Here is a 2,166-nt window from a genome sequence, read left to right as displayed (position 1 = left end):
ATTAATCGGTGGGGCATTATTATTTTAGTTTATTTACCTCTGTGTGCCGTCATCTTATGTACACTTTCTACTGTTAACTCAATTCGGTGAGCCGTATGGATAATGTGATCCATGATGGTATCAGTCACAGTAGGATCACCGATTGCGTTATACCAATTGTCTGTCGGCAGTTGAGAGGTAATGATGATGGATTTTCGGCCATGTGGGTCCTCTATTATATCGAGTAGGAGAGGGCATCAAGGTTCACAAGGAAGAAGTCATCCAAGATGAGTAGTGCGCTCCGTTCGATTTTCTTGAGTTTAGATTTCAGTGTGCCTTTTACCATTGCTACTTTGAATATACCCATAGGTTTCGAGGCATTAGCATAGTATGTGCGTATGCCTTTCTTGCAAGCTTCGTAACCCTATGGCTGTGGCAAGGAAACTCTTTCCGGTTTTGTATAAACCTGTGATGAAGAGGTTCTGTCCTTGGCGGATGAATTCCAGTGATGCAAGTCGCTTCATTGGGTTGTGGTCAAGACCGCGCGGGATAGCATAGTCTATCTTGATACGTTTGCCTATCTAATATTGAATTAGAGAAAGAGAACTCTAAAGAACAAGAATCATACCAAGTTGATAAAAAGGCCTTAGATATCGCAAAAGATATCTTAAGGTCACAAGGACAAAACCTTGAACAACTTATCAAATTGGAATCTGAGTTGAAATCTGTATCTGAAGCTCAGAAGAAACTGAATGAAATTGAAAAAGGTATTAACAAAAGAAGAGTATGCAAAAATTAGATACAAAAGAAGAGAAGCAGCTTGTTTTATTTATTACAGACCGGCAGATGGGCAGTATTATATAGGTAAGACAAAGTACGGTGAACCTGTATCAGATGATGCACAAGCATCTGTTTATTTAGGATCATCGCTTCCTGTTGAGAATGGTGTCCCAAAGGATGCTATTTGTATTACGACATGTCATACGCATACTCCATTTTTAGATGGTTCTTTTGAACAAGAACGTGAAGTCGGTCCATCTAAAGGAGACTACGCTTATTTGAGTAACGGTGATGAGAGTAACTATGGAATTGTGCTGGATTATGTAGGAATTTTTGTTCAAGGTAGGGGGTATTATATATTTCCGGGACATAATGTAACTGATACTCCTCAGATGTATATTTATTACAATAACGGAAGGATTACGGACAAATATTCATTTAATAATTAATTGTTGTTACTAAAATATGTAGTTTTTCCCTATTTATATTATAGGTAAAAATAGTAGGTAATAATCCATTGTTTTGTTAGGTGTAGATTAGGATAAACTTTCAGAAATCTCTCGATTTAGAGGTAGGTGTTATAATAAACTGCCTCTAAATGTTTTATAAATTAGGTATACTCACAGGTAGCCATTTTGAATATATATACATTCTGTATTTATAATAAATGTTTTTTGCTTAATATTGATTGTGATATTTTGATAAAAATAACTTAGATCTTCTTTGGATTGTTTTAATTACCTATCAAAATTAGCATTTCTTTTTTTAATGTATTTTTCTGAATAGTTTTTCTTTATTCGAAAAATAATATTACTTTTGTTATAGCATGTATAAATATGATGATAAAAGCGTAATTGCTATTATGTAAAGTATTGTATATGAAAAATAATGAAAGTCGTGTATCAAGTATTGTTCAAAGCTTGAATTAAATAAATTAATTCAGATTATTATGAAACATTTTTTTTATTGCTGTTATTTGTTTGTACAAATGGTATGTTGCTTGCCCAAGAGCCTCTTTCTTCTATGCCGAAAGAGCAAAGAGACAGTCTTTTAGTTGAGATTACTCAGAACCTACTAAAAGAGAAGTTTCCCAAATGGTATCGTAAGGATATAATTCCTGGCGTGGTGCAAGGTGATTTTATGTTTTTAAAACATAAATGGCTACAAGAAGGATGGCCGGATTATTTTTATATTTTACCTGATTCTTTGAAACCTGAAGATCTGTGCTATCACGTGACGCTTTATTATGAAAAATGGCGTGATATGGGAGGTCATCGATTTACGGCAGAAGCAACAATTATCGATAAAAGTCATGAAGTTTACCGGATTTATTTGCCAGAACCTAATAGGGGATTTCGTTGGCACGCGTTACAAAAAATGAAAGGTGAAGAACTACTTTCTTCTATG

General features: G+C 34.4%; 2 protein-coding genes and 1 pseudogene. 2 read left to right on the top strand and 1 reads right to left on the bottom strand.

The features are described 5' to 3' along the window. Positions 1 to 29: 29 nt before the first annotated feature. Positions 30 to 545: pseudogene (locus JCM17102_RS30550) on the bottom strand (ATP-binding protein); the annotation flags it as partial. 186 nt (positions 546 to 731) lie between these two features. Between JCM17102_RS30550 and JCM17102_RS29320 the strand changes: the two are divergent. Continuing rightward, on the top strand, positions 732 to 1,208 hold the full coding sequence (locus JCM17102_RS29320) for a hypothetical protein (protein ID WP_025076555.1): 477 nt from the start codon (positions 732 to 734) through the stop codon (positions 1,206 to 1,208). Positions 1,209 to 1,752: 544 nt separating this feature from the next. Next, positions 1,753 to 2,166: hypothetical protein (locus JCM17102_RS25340; RefSeq protein WP_148302090.1), on the top strand; the 414-nt coding region annotated here is incomplete at its 3' end.

It is taken from the genome of Bacteroides faecichinchillae JCM 17102 (assembly GCF_000614145.1).
Taxonomy (GTDB): domain Bacteria; phylum Bacteroidota; class Bacteroidia; order Bacteroidales; family Bacteroidaceae; genus Bacteroides; species Bacteroides faecichinchillae.
The sequence above is the reverse complement of the archived record's forward strand: the minus strand, read 5'-3'. Positions and strand labels throughout refer to the sequence as shown.